The sequence below is a fragment of the Streptomyces sp. NEAU-W12 genome (genome assembly GCF_026242095.1).
In the GTDB taxonomy this organism is placed as follows: Bacteria; Actinomycetota; Actinomycetes; order Streptomycetales; family Streptomycetaceae; genus Streptomyces.
In genome coordinates, this window is the sequence record NZ_JAPJDM010000010.1 from 201,378 (window position 1) to 218,355 (window position 16,978).

Consider the following 16,978-nt stretch of genomic DNA (forward strand, 5'->3'; position numbering starts at 1 on the left):
CCGGAGACGCCGAGGCTCAGCAGGCGCGGCGCTCGGGGCCGTGGTGGATCTCCACACCTCCGAAGTCGCCGAAGGTCAGCCGGCAGGTGTCCGCCCGGTAGGTGGCCACGGAGAGCGCGGCGACGCGGCCCCGTGCGATGAAGCGGGTGGTGACGACGAGGACGGGCGCGCCCGGCAGGCGGTCCAGCTCCTTGGCGTCGTCCGCGCGGGCGGAGCCGAGCTCCACCGCGTTCTCGTGCCGCTCCAGCTCCAGGTGCTGCAGTTCGCGCAGCACCGCACGCGCGCGGGCCGCCCCCGACGGGGCGTCTATGGCGGTGAGGCCGGGCACCGAGGAAGCGGGGATGTACAGGAGCTCGGCGGCAACGGGCTGCCCCTGCGAGACCCGGGACCGCCGTACGGTGTGCACGGGCTCGTCCCGGACTGTCGCCAGGGTGTCGGCGACGGCCGCGGGCGGTGCTTCGAGCGTGCAGTCCGCGGCCTGCCAGGCGTCGTCGGACCCGCCCGGCCAGGCGTGCTGCGCCGTGCCGAGGGACACACCCATGCGCGGCGGGGCGACGGTGGTGCCCACGCCCCGGCGGCGCTGCAGCCTGCCTTCCAGCTCCAGCTGCTCCAGCGCCTGACGGAGCGTGGCACGGGCCACGCCGAAGCGGGCGGCCAGATCGCGCTCGTTGGGCAGGATCTCACCCACCGCGAACTCCGAGTCGAGGGCCTCGCTGAGCACGGTCCTGAGATGCCAGTACTTCGGTTCCGGCACCGTTTCCAACTGCGTGGTCCCCACCCTGTCCTCCGCGATCGCCGGGTCCGGTGGCGTTTTAGCGCCCTTGTTTATTAAAGGTTGTTTCACTTCTCTGCGACCATATGGTGGCCCTCACCCTTGGTCAATACCAATCGGACAGGGCGACGGGGCCCAGGCCGGACGGCGCGGGCCCCGTGCGCGGGCGGCCGGCCCCTACTCGGCGGCCGCCAGCGAGCGCAGCTTGTCGGGGTTGCGGATGATGTAGACCGTCTGGACCCGGCCCTCGGCGACGTCCAGCTGGAAGACGGGGCCGGGCCTGTCCCCGGTGAGGACCAGTGCCGCGGGGCCGCCGTTGATCTCCAGGAGACGGACCGGGGGGTCGAAGAAGCCCTTGCGGGTGACACCGACGAGGAAGCGGCCCACCTTGTCGGCGCTCTCCAGCACGCGCAGCGGGGCGCGCGACTTGCCTCCGCTGTCGCCGACCAGTCGTACGTCGGGGGCGAGCAGCTTCATGAGCCCTTCCAGATCCCCGCCGGCCGCCGCCGCCAGGAAACGTTCGGTCAGATCGCGGCGCCGGGCGGGGTCGACGTCGTAGCGCGGACGGCGCTCCTCGACGTGTCTGCGGGCCCGCGCGGCGAGTTGGCGCACCGCCGGTTCGCCGCGGTCGAGCAGGGCGGCGATCTCGGAGTAGGGGTAGCCGAACGCCTCCCGCAGGACGAACACCGCACGCTCCGAAGGGGACAGCGACTCCATGACGACGAGGACGGCGAGGGAGACCGAGTCGGCGAGCACCGCCTGCTCGGCGGTGTCGGGAGCGGTGTCGCCGAAGTCGGTGACGTACGGCTCGGGCAGCCACGGGCCGACGTACGTCTCGCCCCGTGCCTTGATCTGACGCAGCCGGTCAAGGGCGAGGCGGGTGGCGACACGCACCAGGTAGGCGCGCGGCTCGCGCACCTCGGACCGGTCGCCGCCCGCCCAGCGCAGCCATGTCTCCTGGACGACGTCCTCGGCGTCGGCCACCCGGCCGAGCATGCGGTAGGCGACCCCCAGGAGGACGGGGCGGTGTTCTTCGAAGGCGTTGGTCACGGTGTCGGTGCTGTCGGTGCTCACCCCTGCATCCCAGCCGACCCGCGCGGCGGTGTCCAGGCGGATCCGGGCACCTCCCGGATCCGGAGCCCCGTAGCGGGCCCCGGAGGGCTACCCGTCGGTAGTAATTGCTGACAAGCTGTCTACGGCGTCGGACGGCGTCCCACCCCGAGCCCCAGACGAGGAGCACTCCCATGTCCGCGACCGTCTCCTTCGAGGTCACCTCCGCGCACGGTCCGCGGACCGTGACCCTGTCCTACGCGCGCGTGGGCCGCGGCGAACCGCTGCTCCTGCTGCACGGCATCGGTCATCACCGCCAGGCGTGGGACCCGGTCGTGGACATCCTCGCCGCCGAGCGCGAGGTGATCGCCGTGGACCTGCCCGGTTTCGGCGCCTCCCCGGCACTGCCGGGCGGCCTCACCCACGGCCTGCCCACCATGAACGCCGCCCTCGTCGCCCTGTGCGAGAAGCTGGGACTCGACCGGCCCCATGTCGCGGGCAACTCGCTCGGCGGTCTGCTGGCCCTGGAGCTCGGCCGTGAGAAGCGGGTGCGGTCCGTCACCGCACTGTCCCCGGCCGGGTTCTGGACCCGTGCGGAGCGGCGGTACGCCTTCGGCGTGCTGATCGGGATGCGGCGGATCGCGGAGCGCATGCCGCTGCCCCTGGTCGAGCGGCTCGCCCGCTCCGCGGCCGGGCGCGCGGCGCTGACCAGCACCATCTACGCCCGTCCGGGCCGCCGCTCCCCCGAGGCGGTGGTCGCCGAGACCCGCGCGCTCGCCGGGGCCACCGGCTTCACCGAGACGCTCCGGGCGGGCACCGCCGTACGGTTCGCCGACGACGTGCCCGGCATCCCGGTCACCATCGCCTGGGGCGCCCGCGACCGGCTGCTCGTCCCGCGCCAGGGGGTCCGCGCCAAACGGACGATTCCCGGGGCGCGGCTGGTCCGGCTGCCCGGCTGCGGTCATGTCCCGATGAACGACGACCCGGCCCTGGTCGCCCGCGTCCTGCTCGACGGCAGCCGCTGAACGGGTCGGTACGCGGCGCCGGCTGCGCGTCGCCCCCCGCGGCTTGGCGGCGGGTTGTTCACTTGGGGTTTGCGTGCGGGCCGCACCGCCCGAGTACGTGTGGCAGTGCACACCGGCCGGATCTCCCGCCCCTGGAGGCGCATCCATGTCACCCCGTCCGCTCCCCGGTCGTCGTTCCGTCCTGCGCGGCTCGCTCGCGGCCTCGGCGGCCCTGACCCTGCCCGCCGTCGGGTCGGCGCCCGCCTTCGCCCGGTCAGGGCGCCCCGAGGCGAAGTGGGGTGTGCAGACGGGTGACGTGACGCGCGACTCCGGGTTGGTGTGGGTGCGCTCCGACCGCCCGGCCCGGATGATCGTCGAGACGTCGGCGACCGAGTCGTTCCGCCGCCCGCACCGCCGGCACGGCCCGTTGCTCGGCCCCGGCACGGACTTCACCGGGACCACCCGGCTGCACGGGCTGCCGGCCGGTGAGCAGATCCACTACCGGGTGCGGCTCGCCGACCCGGACGACCCGCGCCGCTGTGGCGAGCCGGTCACCGGTACGTTCCGGACGGTGCCCGCGCGGCGGCACGAGGGCGTGCGGTTCGTGTGGTCGGGCGACCTGGCGGGGCAGGGCTGGGGCATCAACCCCGATTTCGGCGGCTACCGGATCTTCGAGGCGATGGCCCGCACCGACCCCGACTTCTTCCTGTTCAGCGGCGACACCGTCTACGCCGACGGGCCGATCCCGGCGACCGCCGCACTGCCGGACGGCGGTGTCTGGCGGAACATCACCACGAAGGAGAAGTCCAAGGTCGCCGAGACCCTGGCCGAGTTCCGCGGCAACTTCCGGTACAACCTGCTGGACGAGCACTTCCGCCGGTTCAACGCCCAGGTGCCGTCCATCGTGCAGTGGGACGACCACGAGGTGCGCAACAACTGGTATCCGGGCCAGCGGATCGCCGACACGGACAGCAGGTACACGGAGAAGAGCGTCGACGTACTGGCGGCGCGGGCACGGCGCGCCTTCAGTGAGTACTTCCCGATGTCCACGTTGCGGCCGGGCGCGCGCCAGGGCCGGGTCCACCGGGTGCTGCGGCAGGGGCCGCTGCTGGACGTGTTCGTGCTGGACATGCGCACGTACCGCAATGCCAACTCCCCCGGTGACCAGACCGTGGACCCGCAGGGGATCCTCGGGCGGGAGCAGCTGGAGTGGCTCAAGCGGGAGCTGGCGCGGTCGCGGGCGGTATGGAAGGTGATCGCCGCGGACATGCCGATCGGCCTGATCGTGTCCGACACGAGCGAGGGCGGCCGGCACGTCGAGGCGGTGGCCCAGGGCGACCCGGGAACGCCGCTGGGGCGCGAGCTGCAGATCGCCGAGCTGCTGCGGTTCATCAAGCACCGGCGGATCACCGGCACGGTGTGGCTGACGGCCGACGTGCACCACACCTCGGCCCAGCACTACCAGCCCGCGCGGGCCGCGTTCGGGGATTTCGAGCCGTTCTGGGAGTTCGTCTCCGGGCCGTTGAACGCGGGCGCCTTCCCGGCGAGCGCGCTCGACGGCACCTTCGGTCCGGAGCGGGTGTTCGTGAAGGCGCCGACCGCGGCGAACGTCTCGCCCGCCGGCGGTTACCAGTTCTTCGGCGAGGTCGACATCGACGGCGGCAGCGGAGAGCTGACCGTACGGATGCGGGAGCAGGACGGGACCGTGCTGTACACGAAGCGGCTGCAGCCGGGCCTGGTCGGCCAGTAGCCGGAGGACGGGCAGCCAGTCGTCCGACAAACCGACAAAGGGATCATAGTTACCATAAGAACTCTTTACTCGCCAGCCATGGCACGTTAGTGATCACGAAACACACTTCCTTCACAGTGGTCGCATGAGTCGAGACATGTCAGACGTGGCGCGAGACCGGCACGGCCGTCCCCCGCGGGGGCGGACGAGAGGCGGACCGACCTCGCGGTTCACGGCGGCGTTCCACAGTTGGCGGGCACGCCGCCACGGTCACGCGCCCCCTGCGTCCGATACCGGCGGCCCGCCCCCGGCCGCCGCCGGGGCCGGGGGCGGCACCCCGGCCCGGAGCACGCTGTGGCGGATGCGGACGACGGTGCGGGACGAACCGGGCGCGCTGGCCTCGCTGTGCACGGCGCTGGCCGGGGAGCGTGTCGACATCCTGAGTCTGCAGACGCACCCGCTGGGCCGGGCCACGGTCGACGAGTTCCTGCTGCGGGCCCCCGCCGACCTGTCCGGCACCGGCCTCACGGCTGCGGTGGCGGGCGCCGGGGGCACCGGCACCTGGATCGAGCGGGCCGACGCCCACGACCTGGTGGACGCCCCGACCCGGATGCTGGGCCTCGCCGCGCGTACGGCACTGGACGCCTCGGAGCTCCCGCTGGCACTGCGGCAGTTGCTGGGGCGGTGCACGATCCGTTCGCTGCCCGCCGTGCCGGGCCCCGGCCGACGGGCACCGGAGGGCGTGCCGGTCGAGGGGACCCTGGAGGACACCGTGATGCGGCTGCGCGCCCCCGAGGGCGGCGTGATCACCGTGGAGCGGCCGTACCTGCCGTTCACCCCCACCGAGTTCGCGCGGGCCAGGGCCCTGGTGGAGCTGGACGCCCGGCTCGGCCCCCGGGTCCCGCGCGGCCAGGACGTCCTCACGCTGCCCGAGGGCGGCGACATCACCGTGCGCCGGGCGGACACCGGCGACCTGGAGGCGGCCCGGGCGATGCACGAGCGGTGCTCGCCCGAGACGCTGCGCCTGCGCTACCACGGGCCGGTCGGCGACGTGGACCGCTACCTGAACCACCTGCTGAGCCCGCGCTTCGGCCGCACGCTCGCAGTACGGACCGCCTCGGGGCAGATCGTGGGACTCGGCCATCTGCTGTGGGACGGCGACGAGACCGAGGTGGCCCTGCTCGTCGAGGACGCCTGGCAGCGCCGGGGCATCGGCGGCAAGCTGCTCGCCCGGCTGGTGGCGATGGCCGGCGAGGCGGGCTGCGCCCATGTCTACGCGGTGACGCAGGCGTCCAACACCGGCATGGTCGCCGCGATGCGCGGCCTGGAGCTCCCCCTCGACTACCAGATCGAGGAAGGCACCCTGGTCATCACCGCCCGCCTGGAGCAGCGGCCGGCCCGCCGCGCACAGGAGGAGCGCGACGAGCAGGAGGAGCGCGGCGAGCAGGAGCACGGCGGCTCCCGGATCGGCCGCCGGCCGTAGCCACCGCACCACGGAACACGCGGACCGGAGCGGCCCGGCGGAATCCGCCGGGCCGCTCCGTCGCCCTGCCGCGTGCGTGCGCGGTGCCTCAGCCGAGCGTCCCCTCCGGGCCGCCCAGCGCCTCGTCCAGGTCGGCCCACAGGTCGTCGACGTCCTCCAGGCCGACGGAGAGCCGCAGCAGCCGGTCGCCGACTCCCGCGGCCCTGCGGTCGTCGGCGTCGACGATGCGGTGGCTGATGGACGCCGGGTGCTGGATGAGGGAGTCCACGCTGCCGAGGCTCACCGCCGGGGTGATCAGCCGTACGCCGCCGATCACCGCGTGCGGGTCCCCGCGCACCTCGAAGGAGACCATCGCACCGCCGATGCGCGGGTAGTGCACACGGGCCACGCGCGGGTCGGCGGTGAGCCGGCGGGCGAGTTCGGCGGCGTTGGCGGAGGCGGCCCGGACCCGTACCGGCAGCGTCGACAGGCCCCGCAGCAGCAGGTAGCCGGCCAGCGGATGCAGCACTCCACCGGTGGCGAACCGTATCTGCCGCAGCCGCCCCGCGAACTCCTCGTCGCAGGCCACCACCCCGGCCAGGACGTCACCGTGCCCGCCGAGGTACTTGGTGGCGCTGTGCAGCACCAGCCGCGCCCCGTCCTCGGCCGGACGCTGGAGGACGGGAGTGGCGAAGGTGTTGTCGACGAGCAGCGGTACGGAGCCGCAGTCCCGGGCGAGTGCCCGCAGATCGACCTCGGTCAGGGTCGGGTTGGCCGGTGACTCCACCAGCACCAGACCGGTGTCGGGGCGCAGCGCGTCGGCCACCCCGGCCGGGTCGGTCCAGGTCACCTCGGAGCCGAGCAGTCCTGCGGTCAGCAGGTGGTCGCTGCATCCGTACAGGGGGCGTACGGCGACGACGTGGCGCAGGCCCATGGAGCCGCGCACCAGCAGGACGGCGCTGAGCGCGGCCATGCCGCTGGCGAACGCGACGGCGGCCTCGGTGCCCTCGAGGCGGGCGAGGGCGGTCTCGAAGCGGGCGACGGTCGGGTTGCCGAGCCGCCCGTAGACGGGCGGGCCCTCCGGTTCCGCGCCGGTGGCGGCGAAGGCGTCGATCCGGGCGGCCTCAGCACGGCTGTCGTGGGCGGGGTAGGTGGTGGACAGGTCGATCGGCGGGGCGTGCAGCCCCTGCCGGGCGAGGTCGTCCCGGCCGGCGTGCACGGCCTCGGTGGCGAGTGCTCTCGTGGTGCTGCGCGTGCCCATGCGTACGTCCATGCCCGAAGAGTGAACACCTGCCGGGCGGTGGGAGCCGATCTCCGTGTTACGTTCGGCCGATGAGCGATTCCGTCGTACTGGATGCGGTGGATCTTCATCTTCTGCGGCTGTTGCAGAACGACGCCCGGACGACGTACCGGGACCTCGCCGCACAGGTGGGGGTCGCGCCGTCGACCTGTCTGGACCGGGTGACCCGGCTGCGCCGCTCGGGCGTGATCCTCGGGCATCGGCTGAAGCTGGACCCGGCCAAGCTGGGGCGAGGGCTCCAGGCGCTGCTGTCGGTCCAGGTCAGACCGCACCGGCGGGAGCTGGTGGGGCCGTTCGTGGAGCGGATCCGGGCGCTGCCGGAGTCACTGACCGTCTTTCACCTGACCGGACCGGACGACTATCTGATCCATGTCGCGGTCGCGGACATGACGGATCTGCAGCGGCTGGTGCTGGACGGGTTCACGTCGCGGCGGGAGGTGGCGCGCGTGGAGACTCGGCTGATCTTCCAGCAGTGGGACTGCGGTCCCCTGCTGCCGTCTTCGCCCTCGGCTCAATCGGGGTGACGTCCGGCGGGCCGCGTACCAGGATGGTCGTCATGTCTGAGACCAGCAACCCGCTGCCCCGCGAGGTCGCCGACGCCTACGTCGACGACCTCATCGCCCTCGACCCGGTCACCGGTACGTACCTCGGCGTGCAGGAGAGTTCCAGCCGCCTGCCCGACCTCTCCCCCTCGGGCCAGGCGGCGCTCGCGGAGCTCCGGCGGGCCACGCTCGCCCGGCTCTCCGAGGCCGAGACCAGGCCCGGCGCGGACAGCGACATCGAGCGCCGCTGCGCCCGGCTGCTGCGGGAGCGGCTCACCGCGGAGATCGCCGTGCACGAGGCCGACGAAGGTCTGCGTTCGGTCGGCAACCTGGGCACGGTCGCCCACTCGGTGCGTGAGGTGTTCACCGTGACGCCGACGCAGAGCGAAGAGGACTGGGCCGCGGTCGCCGAGCGGCTGCGCGCCGTGCCGGCCGCGCTGGCGGGCTACCGGGAGTCCCTCGTGCTCGGACTGGAGCGCAGGCTGTACGCGGCTCCGCGGCCGACCGCCACCTTCGTCGGGCAGCTCACCGAGTGGGCGGACACCGGCGAGGGCCGCGGCTGGTTCGAGGACTTCGCCGCGGACGGTCCGGACGCCCTGCGCGCGGAGCTGGACGGGGCGGCCGGGGCGGCCACCGCGGCCGTGGTGGAGCTGCGGGACTGGATGCGCGACGTGTACGCGCCGGCGATCGAGGGCGCACCGGACACCGTCGGCCGGGAGCGCTACGCCCGCTGGTCCCGCTACTACAACGGCACCGACCTCGACCTGGACGAGGCGTACGCCTACGGCTGGGCCGAGTACCACCGGCTGCTCGGCGAGATGAAGAAGGAGGCCGAGAAGATCCTGCCGGGTGCCGGGACGCCGTGGGTGGCGCTGGCGCACCTCGACGAGCACGGCCGGCACATCGAGGGTGTCGACGAGGTGCGTGAGTGGCTGCAGGACCTGATGGACAAGGCGGTCGACTCGCTCGACGGCACCCACTTCGAACTCGCCGAGCGGGTGCGGAAGGTGGAGTCGCGGATCGCCCCGCCGGGCAGCGCGGCGGCACCGTACTACACACCCCCGTCGGAGGACTTCTCCCGGCCGGGCCGTACCTGGCTGCCGACCATGGGGCTGACCCGCTTCCCCGTCTACGACCTGGTGTCGACCTGGTACCACGAGGGCGTGCCCGGCCATCACCTCCAACTGGCGCAGTGGGCGCACGTCGCCGAGGACCTGTCCCGCTACCAGGCCTCCGTCGGCATGGTCAGCGCCAACGCGGAGGGCTGGGCGCTGTACGCGGAGCGGCTGATGGACGAGCTCGGGTTCCTCGCGGACGCGGAGGAGCGGCTCGGTTACCTGGACGCGCAGATGATGCGGGCCGTCCGGGTCGTCGTCGACATCGGCATGCACCTGGAGCTCGAGATTCCGGCGGACTCGCCGTTCCACCCGGGCGAGCGCTGGACGCCGGAACTGGCCGAGGAGTTCTTCGGGGCGCACAGCAGCCGTCCCGCGGACTTCGTGGAGAGCGAGCTGACCCGCTATCTGACGATCCCCGGCCAGGCCATCGGCTACAAGCTCGGCGAGCGGGCCTGGCTGCTGGGCAGGGAGAACGCCCGCAGGCGGCACGGCGATGCCTTCGACCCCAAGGCGTGGCACATGGCGGCACTGTCCCAGGGCTCACTGGGCCTGGACGACCTGGTGGACGAACTGTCGGCCCTGTGAGCCGGGCCGCCGGGGCAGGCGGCAGGCGCCGGGACGGCTCCCCCGGCGTCAGCGCCGGAGGCCGCCCTCGGAGTCGATGACCTGACCGGTGCCCCTTCCCCGAGCTCTCAACTCCGTTCGAGCAGGAGAGACCCCGATCGCCTCGTCCGTGGCCGGCCACGCGATGAGGCGGGCCGGGTCGTCGGGCACCCCCCGCCGCCCGCCGGGGAGGCGTGCGGCGACGGCGTCGGAGGTCTCGCCGGTGAGGTGGCCGGTGTCCACCGGCCCGGCTGCCCGCGCCCGGCCGCCGCTCACGTTTCCGCTGCCGCCCCGACTTCTTCCACTCGGCCGGCCGCGCCTGTCTCAGCCCACGCCGTGCGTGCGTACCGTCGAACCCGATCGGCCCTTCACCACCGCGAGTTGGGCGTGGATGCGTCGGCGCAGGTCGGCGACGTGGCTGACGATGCCCACGCTGCGGTCGCGTTCCCGCAGGGAGTCCAGGACGTCCAGCACCTCGTCGAGGGTCTGGTCGTCGAGGCTGCCGAAGCCCTCGTCGATGAAGAGGGTGTCCAGCCGGACCCCGCCGGCCTCGTCGGTGACGACGTCGGCGAGACCGAGCGCGAGGGCGAGCGAGGCGAAGAAGGTCTCGCCGCCCGAGAGGGTCGCGGTGTCCCGCTCCCGGCCGGTCCACGCGTCCACGACGTGCAGACCGAGGCCGCTGCGGCCACGGCCGCTGCGGTCGTCGGAGTGCACCAGGGTGTAACGGCCGGACGACATGCGCTGCAGCCGGGCGGTCGCCGCGGCGGCGACCTGTTCCAGGCGGGCGGCCAGGACGTAGGACTCCAGGCGCATCCTGTGCTCGTTGTCGGCGGAGGTGCCCGCGGTGAGGCCCGCCATGCGGGCCACCCGGTCGTACTCCTCGCGCAGCGGTGCCAGCCGCCGCGCCGAGGCGGTGGCCCGCGCGGAGAGCCGGTCCAGTTCGGCGCAGCGACGGGCGGCGGCGTCGCGGGCGGAGGACGCCTCGCGCACCCTGCGGTCCGCGTCCTCGGCGGTGCGCTGTGCGGCGGCGAGGTCTGCGGGGGGCTGCTGGGCGGCGGCCTCGGTTTCGGGCTCGGCGAGCACCGCGCGGACGGCGGCCTCCTGCTGCTGCCGGGCTTCCAGGCGGTGCTGCAGCGCGCGGTGGTCGGCGGGGTCGAGGAGGGCCTCGGCCGCCGCCCGCGGGGTGTCGAACCCGGCCCGGAAGGCGGCGTCCGCGAGCCTGGCATCGGCGTGTTTGAGCCGCTGCGCGGCGCCGTCGGCGAGCCGGGCGGCCTCGGCGGCGTCGGTGAGCCGCGCCGCGGCGCGCTCCAGTTGGGCGGCGCGCGCGGCCACACTGTCCGCGGGCCCCCGCGCCGTGGTCAACTCCTTCTCCAGCGCGGCCTGTTCCCGGTCCAGGCGCTCGCGGACGCCCGCCCGCGCGGCCGTCCGGACCGCCGCCTCGCGCTGTGCGGTGACCCGCCGCTCGTGCTCGTGCTCCGCCTGCCGCAGCTGTTCCTGCGCGGAGTGCAGTACCGAGGCCGCGTCCCGTGCCCGCGCGTACCGCGCCTCCAGCTCCTCCACCTCGTGGACGAGCCGGCCGGTCGGCGTGTCCCCCGCCTCCGCTCCGGCGGCGGCCAGCGCCTCGCGGACGACGCCCAGGCGCCGTTCGTCGTCGGCGCGGCGTTCCTCCGCGCTCTGATGGGCGGCGAGGGCGCGCTCCTCCGCTTCTCGGTCGACATGACCGGCGTCCTTGCGGGCGGGGGCGGGGTGTTCGGTGGCCCCGCAGACCGCGCAGGGCGTGCCGTCGGTGAGGCCCGCGGCGAGTTCTGCGGCGATGCCGGCCAGTCGCTGTTCCTTGAGGTCGAGCCAGTGCTGCTTGGCCGCGAGTGCCTGCTCCTGGGTCCTTCGGGCCTGCTCGGCGGCACGGTCGGTGTCCCCGGCCAGCTGGTCCCGCAGCCGTGCGGCGTTCAGCCGCTTGTGCGCGGGGTCGCGCTGCACCGCGAGTTCACCGGCCCTGGTCGCGGCCTCCTGCGCGGACTCGATGCGGGCCTGGAGCGCGGTACGTGTCTCGTCCCATCCGGTGAGCCAGGCGTCCGACTCCTCCAGCACGTCGTCGTCGGCGCGCTGCTGGCGGTCCAGGCCGGCCCGCTCGTCGAGGAGCTCGGCGAGCCGCCGCTCGGCCCGGCGGGCCGACCCGAGGCCGCCCAGTTCCTCGGCGGCCCGGCGTGCGGCGGCGGCGAGCCCGGCCGCGCCCGCCTCCTGATGGGCCGCGGGGAGCAGGGCACGCGTACGTGCCTCGACGGCGACCGCGTCCCGGTGTTCGGCATCGGCGGACTCCCGCAGTTCCAGGGCGGGGGCGACCGCCTCGGCCTTGCGGGAGCGGTCCAGGCGGTTCTGCGCCTCCTGCCGGGCGCCGTCTCCCTCCGCCAGCCGCGCCGCGCTCTCCCGTGCCTCGGCGAACCGGCGCTGGAGCCGGTCCCGTTCGCGTACGTCGTCCAGTGACCGGTCTGCGGCGGCCTGGGCCGATTCGGCCGCGGTGAGACGGCAGCGGGCGACGGCGAGCTGTTCGCGGGCGGTGCTGCGGGCGACGGCGGCCGCGGTCAGCACGCTCTCGGCCAGTCCCGGTTCGCCCGGCGCGAGGTCGTCGAGGGGCATGGCCTCGCCCGCTGCCTGCTGCATCCGGTGCGCTTCGGCGAGCAGGTCCGCGTCGCCGTCCCGTACCTGGGACTCGGTGGCCCGGCGACGCTCGGCGAGGTGCTTCTCCACGTCGGCGAAGCGGCGGGTGTCGAAGAGCCGGCCGAGGAGCTTGCCGCGGGCCTCGGCGTCGGCGCGCAGGAACCGCGCGAAGTCGCCCTGGGGCAGGAGGACGACCTGGCAGAACTGCTCCCGGCTCATGCCGAGGAGCTGGGTGACCTCCTCGCCGATCTCCTGGTGGGAACGGCTGAGGTCCTTCCAGGAACGGGCCACCGGGTCGTACTCGCGCAGCCAGGTCTGTGCCTTGTCGAGGGTGGTGCCGGTACCGCGCTTCTTCGGACGCTGCCAGGGCGGTTGCCGGGTGACCTCGAGCCGGCGTCCGACGACGGTGAGGTCGAGGGTGACCTCGGTACGGGTGGCGGGGGCGGCGTGGTCGCTGCGCAGGGTCATGCCCTGCCCGCTCTGCCGGGGGCCGGGGACGGAGCCGTACAGCGCGTAGCAGACGGCGTCGAGCACCGAGGTCTTGCCGGCGCCGGTGGGGCCGTGCAGCAGGAAGAGGCCCGCGGCGGACAGCTCGTCGAAATCGACGGTGAGCGAGCCGCCGAAGGGCCCGAAGGCGGTGATGTCGAGCCGGTGCAGCCTCACCGCGCCACCTCCCGTACGGCCTGGTCGGCACGGACGGCGTCGACGGCGTCCCGCAGGACGGCCCGCTCCCGCTCGTCGGGGCCGGTGCCGCGCACATGGGCGACGAAGTCCTCCGCGATCTGCTGGTCGTCGCGGCCGGCGAGGCGGCGGGCGTAGGACACCTTCGGGTCGTCGGGCGCGCGGTCGGGCTCGAAGACGAGGCTGAGGGTGTGCGGGAAGCGTTCGCCGAGCCGGGCCATCGGGTCGGCCGGGCGGACCGGGTCGGTGAGGGTGGCCTCGACCCACGCCTCGCGGTGCGGTTCGAGCCCGGGGTCGGCGAGCAGCTCCTCCAGGGTGCCGCGGATCCGGGCGAGGGCGCGCGGCACCGGGCAGTCCACCCGCTCGGCGGTGACGCCGCCGTCGGCGGCCAGGTCGACGATCCACATGCTCTTGCGGTGGTCCGCCTCGGAGAAGGAGTACGGAAGCGGGGAGCCGGAGTAGCGCACGCGCCCGGTGAGGGTCTGGCAGCCGTGCAGATGCCCGAGCGCCACGTAGTCGACGCCGTCGAAGACTCCGGCGGGTACGGCGGCGACCCCGCCCACGGTGATGTCCCGCTCGCTGTCGCTCGGTGCGCCGCCGGTGACGAAGGCGTGCGCGAGGACGACCGAGCGGGTGCCGGGCGGGCGGGCGGCGAGGTCGGCGCGGACCCGGTCCATGGCGGCGGCGAGCACCGTCTCGTGGCCCGCCTTGTCCAGTCCGAACCCGTCCTTGACGAGCGCAGGTTCCAGGTAGGGCAGTCCGTAGAAAGCGACCTCCCCGTGGATGTCGGACAGCATCACGGGGGTGCCGCTCGCCGAGGGGTCGGTCCGCAGGTGGATGCCCGCACGCCCGATGAGTCCGGCACCGACGCCGAGGCGGCGGGCCGAGTCGTGGTTGCCGGAGATCATCACCGTCGGCACGCCCAGGCCGGCGAGGCGGTGCAGGGCGTCGTCGAACAGCTCCACCGCGGCGAGCGGCGGCACGGCCCGGTCGTACACGTCTCCCGACACGACCACCGCGTCCACGGCGTGCTCGCGCACGGTCTCCACCAGGTGACCGATGAACTCGGCCTGGGCACCGAGCATGCCGACCCGGTGGAACGACCGGCCGAGGTGCCAGTCGGAAGTGTGCAGCAGTCTCATGATCCCCGAGAGTAACGGCCGGGTCCGACATCACAGCCGGAAACTTCTGTATCGCCCCGTCATGACCGGGGCCGTTCAAGCCCGTTGTACGGGCGAGGCACCCGCTGTGGCGTCATGAGCCGACGGGCGCACGGTTGCGGTCGTCACACGTCGCCGTACGTCTCACCGCCCGGTTCGAAGCGGGCGGTCCCGGCGGTCGCGTCCGCGAGCCAGGACCGGAAGGCCTCCACATCGGCGTCCGGGAGGGCGATCTCGATCGTGACCTCCTCGCCGTAGCGCACGTCCCGCACCTCGCGCCCCGTGGAGCGCAGGTCGTTCTGGACCTTGCCGGCCCGCTGGTGGTCGACGGTCACCGAGGCCAGCCGGAACCGGCGCCGGGTGAGCGTGCCGACGCTGTCCAGCGCCTCGCCGACGGCACCGCCGTACGCCCGGATGAGCCCGCCCGCGCCGAGTTTGACCCCGCCGTAGTAGCGGGTGACGACGGCGACGACGTACCGCATGTCGCGGCGCAGCAGCATCTGGAGCATGGGGACGCCCGCGGTGCCGCCGGGTTCGCCGTCGTCGCTCGCCTTCTGGACGGAGGCGTCCGCGCCGATGACGTACGCCCAGCAGTTGTGGGTGGCGTCGGCGTGTTCCTTGCGGACGGCGGCGACGAACTCCTGTGCCTCCCGCTCGGTGGCCGCCGGGGCGAGCGCGCACAGGAAGCGGGAGCGGTTGATCTCGGTCTCGTGCACACCCGCGCGGGTGACGGTGCGGTACTCGTCCTGCATCCGGCCACCCTATGCGCAGCCGTCCGGGCGGCAGGTCACGGGCTGCGGGCGAGGGGCCGGGCGGCGGGCGAGGGAGGGGCGGGGACGGGCCGGGACAGGCGGGCCGCCGGGCCTAGCGCGCGGTGCCCCGGGGTACGGTCATCGCGGTCAGCAGGGCGGTGCCGGGGGCGAGGTCTGTCCAGGCGGCGCCGCGCCAGGAGAGCACCGCGACCGCGGAGGTCGGGAACTTGGCGCGGACCCGGTCGAGCGTGTCGTCCACGTCGTCGCCGGCCAGCGTCAGGACGAGGTCGGCCAGACCCGGGTTGTGGCCGATCAGCAGCAGGGTGCCGACCTCGGCGGGCACCTCGCGCACCACGGCCAGCAGGTCGGGAACACCGGCGGCGTAGAGCCGCGGCTCGTACCGGACCGGCGGGGGCGTGTCCCACTGGGCCGCCACCGGCTCCCAGGTCCGGCGCGCGCGTACGGCGGTGGAGCACAGGACGAGGCCGGGCGGGCCCACGGTCCCGGCGATCGCGCGTCCGGCGGCGGGCGCGTCGCGTTCGCCACGCGCGGCGAGCGGACGGTCGTGGTCGGGCACGCCCTCGGGCCAGGCGGACTTGGCGTGCCGCAGCACGACCAGCCGACGCGGCGGCCCCGTCCCGGTGTCCCCGGTGCGTTCCGTGGAGCCGGTGCGTTCCGTCGGCACGGTCCCGCCGGAGGTCCCGGTCATGCCGGGGCCCCCAGGTCCCGGGTGAGGTCGAGGCCGAGCAGCCGGTCGGCGTAGGCGTACGTCTCGAAGCGGGCGCCGTCCGGCACCTCCGCGTCCTGCTCCACCGCGCGGAGTACGCGGAGCACGCCGACCGCGTCCAGGTCGTCCTCCCAGGCGGTGCGCAGGGCCACGCGCACCGTGTCGGGGACGGGCCGCGAGGGCCGGTGCGCCCAGGCGGCGACCGCACCGCGCCAGCGCCCGAGGGTGCCCGCGGCCTCGTCCAGGGCGGCGGGGTCGAGCCGCAGCGGACGGCTTCGGGGGTGCGTGAGCAGGGCGAGCCGCAGGACGGCCGGCTCGGCGAGGTCGTCCGGGGCGGTGAGGCCTGCGGGGCCGGGGGCACCAACGGAATCGGCGCGGTCGGCGCCCTCCGACGCGTCACCCGGCCCTTCCTGGTGGACGGGTGCGACGACGACACGCACTCCGTCGGGTGTCGCGCCGCCCTCGCTCACCACGTGCAGGACCTGGGCCTCCCCCAGCCCCGTACCGGCGTCCCGGTCGTCCTCGAAGGGCCGTACGCCGAGGGCGGCACCCGCGGCACGCAGTTCGGGCAGGTCCCGTTCGCCGTCGAGCAGCGCCCACACCGGGGTACCGCCGAGTTCCAGGGCGCGCACGAGCAGGTCGGCGACGAGCAGCACGCGCAGGTTCGTCGGATCGAACCCGCGCGTGTGGGCCTCGACGCGGGTGAGGCCCCGCCGGGCGGGGGTGGCGTCCACGAGTTCGCCGGTCCGGGCGTCGGTGATGCGCAGCACGAGGCGAGCGTAGGCGCACAAGCGGGTCCGCGCAGTCATCCCGCACGCTTTCGGGGGACACCGTGGCTCCGGGACGTTCCCCGTGTCCCCGGGAATCACCCCGCGCTCCGGTTCGTTGCCCAAAGGACAGCTCCCTGACGACTGCTACGGCACGACTACGGCTACGCCCCCCAGGAGGCCCACGGTGTACGGCGACGAGGCAACGGTCCGCAGGATTCTCACCGGGCTCGGCGACACCTGGGCCGTGGTGGGCCTGTCGTCGAACCGGCAGCGCGCGGCGTACGGCGTCGCCCAGGTGCTGCAGCGCTTCGGCAAGCGTGTGGTGCCGGTGCATCCGAAGGCCGAGACGGTGCACGGCGAGCAGGGGTACGCCTCCCTGGCGGACATCCCCTTCGAGGTGGACGTCGTGGATGTGTTCGTGAACAGTGAACTGGCCGGGGCCGTCGCGGACGAGGCGGTTGCCAAGGGTGCCGAGGCGATCTGGTTCCAGCTGGACGTCATCGACGAGGCGGCCTACGAACGGGCCCGCGCGGCGGGCCTGGAGATGGTGATGGACCGCTGCCCCGCGATCGAGATACCGCGGCTGGGCCAGGCCTGAGGTCCACGCCGTCCCAGGCCGTGAACAAGGGCACGACGCCTCGGCCGCAGCCGAG

Annotated in this window: 14 protein-coding genes and 1 pseudogene; 6 read left to right on the plus strand and 9 right to left on the minus strand. The window is 74.2% G+C overall.

Translation table 11 applies throughout. The features are described from left to right. Positions 1-16: 16 nt before the first annotated feature. Together ORI94_RS14995 and ORI94_RS15000 are read right to left on the minus strand one after the other, a co-directional pair. Entirely contained in the window at positions 17-778 is a 762-nt protein-coding gene (locus ORI94_RS14995) for a GntR family transcriptional regulator (protein WP_266075404.1), read from the minus strand. Positions 779-949: 171 nt separating this feature from the next. Then, complete coding sequence (locus tag ORI94_RS15000) at positions 950-1,846, minus strand: RNA polymerase sigma-70 factor (protein ID WP_266075406.1); 897 nt, start codon at positions 1,844-1,846, stop codon at positions 950-952. A gap of 170 nt (positions 1,847-2,016) precedes the next feature. On the opposite strand from ORI94_RS15000, the gene ORI94_RS15005 reads away from it, so the two are divergent. The 3 genes from ORI94_RS15005 to ORI94_RS15015 all read left to right on the plus strand — a co-directional run bounded on the left by ORI94_RS15005 (position 2,017) and on the right by ORI94_RS15015 (position 6,038). Further along, a complete protein-coding gene (locus ORI94_RS15005; protein ID WP_266075409.1) occupies positions 2,017-2,847 on the plus strand; it encodes an alpha/beta fold hydrolase in 831 nt (276 codons plus the stop codon). A gap of 145 nt (positions 2,848-2,992) precedes the next feature. Beyond that, complete coding sequence (locus ORI94_RS15010; RefSeq protein ID WP_266075411.1) at positions 2,993-4,576, plus strand: alkaline phosphatase D family protein; 1,584 nt, start codon at positions 2,993-2,995, stop codon at positions 4,574-4,576. A gap of 124 nt (positions 4,577-4,700) precedes the next feature. Continuing rightward, positions 4,701-6,038: a GNAT family N-acetyltransferase gene (locus tag ORI94_RS15015; protein WP_416237827.1), complete on the plus strand. Its 1,338-nt coding sequence runs from the start codon at positions 4,701-4,703 to the stop codon at positions 6,036-6,038. A gap of 88 nt (positions 6,039-6,126) precedes the next feature. Here the strand turns inward: ORI94_RS15015 and ORI94_RS15020 are convergent, their stop codons facing one another. Next, on the minus strand, positions 6,127-7,290 hold the full coding sequence (locus tag ORI94_RS15020; RefSeq protein WP_266075415.1) for a trans-sulfuration enzyme family protein: 1,164 nt from the start codon (positions 7,288-7,290) through the stop codon (positions 6,127-6,129). 59 nt (positions 7,291-7,349) lie between these two features. Between ORI94_RS15020 and ORI94_RS15025 the strand changes: the two genes are divergently transcribed. Continuing rightward, complete coding sequence (locus ORI94_RS15025; protein ID WP_266075417.1) at positions 7,350-7,841, plus strand: Lrp/AsnC family transcriptional regulator; 492 nt, start codon at positions 7,350-7,352, stop codon at positions 7,839-7,841. Positions 7,842-7,873: 32 nt separating this feature from the next. Then, the gene (locus ORI94_RS15030) at positions 7,874-9,562 is read left to right on the plus strand and encodes a DUF885 domain-containing protein (protein ID WP_266075419.1); all 1,689 of its coding nucleotides are present in this window, start codon (positions 7,874-7,876) and stop codon (positions 9,560-9,562) included. Positions 9,563-9,610: 48 nt separating this feature from the next. Here ORI94_RS15030 and ORI94_RS15035 read toward each other — a convergent pair. The 6 genes and pseudogenes from ORI94_RS15035 to ORI94_RS15060 form a co-directional block, all read right to left on the minus strand. After that, positions 9,611-9,829, minus strand: a pseudogene (locus ORI94_RS15035) (hypothetical protein); the annotation flags it as partial. 75 nt (positions 9,830-9,904) lie between these two features. Further along, positions 9,905-12,898 carry an AAA family ATPase gene (locus ORI94_RS15040; RefSeq protein ID WP_266075420.1) on the minus strand — a complete coding sequence of 998 codons (2,994 nt, stop codon included), beginning with the start codon at positions 12,896-12,898 and terminating at the stop codon, positions 9,905-9,907. Continuing rightward, positions 12,895-14,058, minus strand: a complete 1,164-nt coding sequence (locus ORI94_RS15045) for an exonuclease SbcCD subunit D (RefSeq protein ID WP_266075422.1) — start codon at positions 14,056-14,058, stop codon at positions 12,895-12,897. The genes ORI94_RS15040 and ORI94_RS15045 overlap by 4 nt, the downstream gene beginning before the upstream one ends. Before the next feature lie 143 nt (positions 14,059-14,201). Then, the gene (locus ORI94_RS15050; protein ID WP_266075424.1) at positions 14,202-14,828 is read right to left on the minus strand and encodes a YigZ family protein; all 627 of its coding nucleotides are present in this window, start codon (positions 14,826-14,828) and stop codon (positions 14,202-14,204) included. A 112-nt stretch (positions 14,829-14,940) separates the two neighbouring features. Beyond that, a complete protein-coding gene (locus ORI94_RS15055) occupies positions 14,941-15,537 on the minus strand; it encodes a SixA phosphatase family protein (protein WP_266075426.1) in 597 nt (198 codons plus the stop codon). Continuing rightward, positions 15,534-16,364 carry a hypothetical protein gene (locus ORI94_RS15060; RefSeq protein ID WP_266075428.1) on the minus strand — a complete coding sequence of 277 codons (831 nt, stop codon included), beginning with the start codon at positions 16,362-16,364 and terminating at the stop codon, positions 15,534-15,536. The genes ORI94_RS15055 and ORI94_RS15060 overlap by 4 nt, the downstream gene beginning before the upstream one ends. Before the next feature lie 145 nt (positions 16,365-16,509). Between ORI94_RS15060 and ORI94_RS15065 the strand changes: the two genes are divergently transcribed. Further along, the gene (locus ORI94_RS15065) at positions 16,510-16,923 is read left to right on the plus strand and encodes a CoA-binding protein (protein WP_266075430.1); all 414 of its coding nucleotides are present in this window, start codon (positions 16,510-16,512) and stop codon (positions 16,921-16,923) included. Positions 16,924-16,978 lie beyond the last annotated feature (55 nt).